General features: G+C 71.2%; 3 protein-coding genes. All 3 read right to left on the bottom strand.

Annotation, left to right across the window (positions count from 1 at the left end; translation table 11 throughout):
• On the bottom strand, positions 1–521 hold a 521-nt coding region (locus tag BCD49_RS06540), incomplete at its 3' end, for an ABC transporter substrate-binding protein (RefSeq protein WP_158072933.1).
• A 42-nt stretch (positions 522–563) separates the two neighbouring features.
• Entirely contained in the window at positions 564–3,362 is a 2,799-nt protein-coding gene (locus BCD49_RS06535) for an ABC transporter permease subunit (RefSeq protein WP_071041276.1), read from the bottom strand.
• A complete protein-coding gene (locus BCD49_RS06530; RefSeq protein ID WP_007509194.1) occupies positions 3,363–4,145 on the bottom strand; it encodes an ABC transporter ATP-binding protein in 783 nt (260 codons plus the stop codon).
• Between the last annotated feature and the right edge of the window lie 688 nt (positions 4,146–4,833).

Here is a 4,833-nt window from a genome sequence, read left to right as displayed (position 1 = left end):
AAGTAGGGCACGTGCTTGTCGTTGAGGTAGTCCCCGACGGTGGAGACCGTCGCGGTGAAGGGCACCAGACCGAAGACCTTCTTGTCCTCGACCATCTCGGTCACGGCGTCCTTGGACGTCGTGGGATCGGCACCGCTGTCGGTACAGCCCGCGTAGGAGAAGGTGTAGCCGTTCACCCCGCCCTCGCGGTTGGCACGTTCGAACCGCGCCTTCGCGCCGTCGCACACGCCCGGGAAGTTCTCGATACCGGTCGTGTCCTTGACGTCGGCGACGCCACCGATCGTGATGACCTTGCCGTTCACGCCGCGGACCGTGTCGCCGGTCGCGAACTCGATCGGCCCCGCCTTCTCGATCGCCAGCTTGCTGGCCGCGGCGGCGTCCATCGGCTTACCCAGGTCCACGGGTGCCGAGGAGGTGCCGTTGTCGGTGGTGGAGCTACACGAGGCGAACGTGACCGCGGCCACCAGCGCCGCGACGCCGGCCAACCCGGCCCGCGCCCGACGTGAACGCAACAAGATCACAGGTCTTCTCCCAGTCAGATTTTCAGAACGCGACGGGCGGCCTCAGACCGTGGCCGCGCCGCCGAGATATGCGGAGGTGAGCTCGTCGAGATCGACGTCCGCGGCGGCGCGCACCCACTGCAACCGGCCGAGGGAGAGGGCACCGACCTGGTCGGCCAGGGTCAGCACCTCCTGCGCCTTCTCCTCGACCAGGATCAGGGTCGTCCCCTCGTCCCGCAGGACCCGCAGCGCCGCGAGCACCTCGCCGGCGACCTTCACCGAGAGCCCCAGCGTCGGCTCGTCGGCGAGCAGCAACGCCGGCGGCCGCGCGATGAAGGGCGCCAGGCTGAGCATCTGCTGCTCACCGCCGGACAGGTTGCCCGCCTCCACCCCGCGCCGCTCGGCCAGGTTCGGGAAACGGTCGTAGACGCTCTCCCGCAGGGCCTGCTCACGCAGCCACAGCTGGAGGTTCTCCTCGACCGTCAGGCTGGGGAAGACCCCACGGGACTCGGGCACCAGCACGATGCCCATCCGGGAACGCTCGTGCGCCGGCGCGTGCGTGACGTCCTCACCCCGGAACATCACCTGACCGCCGACGCCGGAGGTCAGCCCGGCGACCGTCCGGCACAGCGTGCTCTTGCCGGCGCCGTTGGCCCCCAGCAACGTCAGGACGCCGCCCGGCGCGACCGTCAGGTCCAGGCCGTGGAGAACCTCGACGTCGCCGTACCCGGCCCGCACCCCGCGCAGCTCGAGCAGCGCCGGACCCGTGGGCGGGGCGGCCACCGGCCCGCGGGCGGGCGTGGCGAGTGCCGGCGACGCCGTCGCGGCCGTTCCCTGGGCAGGCACAGCCGCGGCGGCGTCGGACGCGACCGCCGGGCGGGTGGCGAGCCGGCGACGATGCCTCAGCCCGGAGACCGAGGCCAGCGCGCCCTCGGGCTGCTGGGCCAGGCCGATCGCGCCGAGCCCGAACAGGATCTGCGCGACCACCGGCGACGTCGTCCCGCCCCAGCCCACCGACCCCAGGTGCAGGCCATGGCTGATCACCCGCGGCAGCGCGACCGACACCAGGCCGGCCACCACCGCGCCCTGCGGGCGGCGGACCCCGAAGATCACCACGGTCGCGAGCCAGAGGAAGCCCATGATCGGCGGCCAGGAGAAGCCCCGCGCGGTGCCCTGGACGCAGGCGAGCAGCACCCCGCCGAGACCCGCCAGCGCCGCCGACACCCCGAAGATAGTCAGCTTGGTCGCGGCGAGCGGCACGCCGCTGGCCGCCGCACCCGGCGCGYTGGACCGCACGGCCGCCATCGCCCGTCCCGACGCCGAGCGCTCCAGGTTCCCGACGACCGCCGCGACCGCCAGCACCACCGCGAACAGCACAACGACCATGACCCGGTCGTCGGCGAAGTCCACCGACCCGACCGACGGGAACGCGAGCTTCCAACCCTCCGTGCCGTTGGTGAAACCGGCGATGTTGAACAGCACCGAGAAGCCCAGCAGCGCCAGGGCGAGCGTCGCCAGCGTGAGCGCGACTCCCCCCAGCCGCAGCGCCGGCAGCGCGACCACGACTCCGATCGCCGTCGCCGCGGCCATGCCGAGCAGCAGGGCCAGCAGGAACGGCCAGCCGTGCCCCACCGCCCAGCCGGCGGACAGGGCCGCGACCGTGACGAAGGTCGACTGCGCCAGGCTGACCATGCCGCCGATCCCGGTCACGACCGTGAACGACATGAACACGATCGCCAGCGCCAGCCCGGACAACACGATCGTGCGCCACGTGCTGTCGGCGAGGAACAGCCCGTAGATCAGCAGGACGGCGCCGGCGATGACCCATGGCAGGTGCCGGCGCCACCGCGGCAGGTCCGCGAGGTAGTCCGGCGGCGGGGCGGCCTCGCTGGCGGTCCCCGCCACCCGCCGGCGCCGCTCCATGCCGACGACGACCAGGGCGACGATCAGCACCCAGTACGGCAGCGACGACCGCAGCCCGTAGACGCCCTCGACCCAGGAGCCGAAGGAGCCCAGGTACTGGCCGCTGACATACCCCTCGGCCAGGTTGCGGGCGGCGCCGATGAGCAGCCCGGCCAGAAACGCGATCGGGAACGACCGCAACCCGGCGATCACCGCGGCGGTCGCCGCCACGAACAACGCCAGCGTGTAGTTGTCCCCGGTCAGTCCGAACGTGCCCGGCAGCGGCGCCGCGAGCACGCCGGCGAGCCCCGCCAGGAAGAAGCTGAGCACCCAGGCCACGCCGGAGGTCGTGTTCGTGTTCGTCCCCCGCAGCCGCACCAGCTCCGGCTTGTCGACCGCCGCCCGCATCCGCAGCCCGAGCGCCGTGAACCGCAGCAGCAGCCACAGACCCACGAACGCGACCAGCGCGACCACCAACGCGATCAGCTGGTTCGAGCTGATGACCAGCCCTGACGTGACCCGGAAGTTCCGCGGCGGGTTCGGCCCGATCCCCGGAACCACGTACGCCGTCGAGGTGTCGACGAACCCGACCCCGAACGTCCCGCGCAGCACGTCACACAGCCACTGCACCAACGCCGGCATCGTGATGAGGATCCCGACGCTCGCGACCGTCGCGGCCGCCTCGCCCGCACCCGCCAGCCGGCGAAACACCAGCCGGTCCCACATCCACCCCGCCGCCGGCGCGAACAGGAACACCGTCACGACGAGCGCGGCCCACTTCGACCAGCCGAGCCCCGTGTTCAGCTGGTAGAAGAGGAACGCGGTCGAGAAGGCCGTCGCGCCGTGACCGAAGTTGAAGATCCTGGCCGTCTGGTAGTTCAGTACCAGGCCGATGGCGAGCAGCGAGTAGATGGCGCCGGAAACGCCGCCGCTCAGAATTAGGCTGACGAACTTGTCCATCTACGCTTTCCCGATGTAGGCGGAGACGACCCTGGGGTCGCGGCAGACCTCGGCCGGGTCACCACTGGTGAGGACCTGGCCGGCGGTGAGCACCATCAGCTGATCGCACAGCCCGACGACGAAGTCGAGGTCGTGCTCGACGAGAATCGCCGCGCACTCGCCCTTCGACGTGAGCTCGGTGACGACCGAGCCCAGACGTTCCGTGTCCGCGGGGCCGAGACCGGAGGTCGGCTCGTCCAGCAGCAGCAGGCGCGGCTCGTCGACGATCGCCCGGGCGAACTCCATCAGCCGCACCTGCCCGATCGGCAGTGTCGCGGCCCGCCGGTCACGGACCGGCAGCAGCCCACACAACTCGAGGACGTGCTCGATGCGCTCCGTGTGCGCCTGCCGGCGGCGCCGCGACGACCGGGCCGCCAGCAGGTCGGCCACGATCCGCCGGCTCCGGCCACGCCACTCGCACGCCACCAGGAGGTTCTCCTCGACCGTCAACCAGCCGAAGGCCTGGTGACGTTGGAAGGTCCGCCGGATGCCATGCTGCGCCCGCCAGGCCGACGACCTCCTGGTCAGGTCGTGGCCGTCGAGCAGGATCCGCCCCGCGCGAGGCACGAGGACACCGGCGAGGGTGTCCAGCAGGGTCGTCTTGCCGGCACCATTGGGCCCGATGATCCCGCAACAGCCACGGTCCAGGGTGAACGACACTTGATCGACGGCCTTGATGCCGCCAAAGCTGATCGAGACATCCTCCACCTGCAGCAATGCAGGGAGGTGTTCCGAGGGGGTCAAAGCGCGGCTCCCGTCTCTGGGCACGGGCCTGGACGTCGACATCGGGCGCAGACCGTGGTGTCGGCACGAACTTCGATGTTGACGTCGACTTCAATGTTCCCGCACGGTAGAACCGTACAACCCCTACCGGCAACGGGTACGCGGGGGTCCCCGCCGCCGAGCCCCCGCGGGGGCCACGGACCGGCCAGCCGGCCTGGAGAACAACGCCGGCCGGAGCGACCCGGCGCCAGCAGGGCCGGGCGAGCCCATCCGGTCCACCGCGACGCCGAGGCGGAACAACGAAACAACGGGCAGGCGACAGGCGAGACGGAGGACCGCGCCATCGGAGACCGAACAGCGCAGCGCCGGTCCGCTCGTACGGACCCCACGCGGCGCCGGCAACGATGCGTGAGGAACCGCGGTCGCGACCGGCCGTCAGGGCGCTCCACCGCTGCTACGCTCGACGCTGCCCGGCACTGCCTGGTCACCCGCCGTCGGTCATCTTTTCAGAGAACTGTGGCGCTTACCCAGAGGGCAGCCCATCAAGCGGCGAACATCACTACTACGCACTCGATCCGACCCCTGGATGACAGGGAACCGGGATCGGCCGTGCCCGGTTCATGTCGTCGGAGAGGACTGCAGTGTCTGAAGGGACCAGACCCGTCGAGCAAATGGCCTCCATTCCCAACGCCAGCCGCGGCTGGCAGGG

This window comes from Pseudofrankia sp. EUN1h, from assembly GCF_001854645.1.
In the GTDB taxonomy this organism is placed as follows: domain Bacteria; phylum Actinomycetota; class Actinomycetes; order Frankiales; family Frankiaceae; genus Pseudofrankia; species Pseudofrankia saprophytica.
The sequence above is the reverse complement of the archived record's forward strand: the minus strand, read 5'-3'. Positions and strand labels throughout refer to the sequence as shown.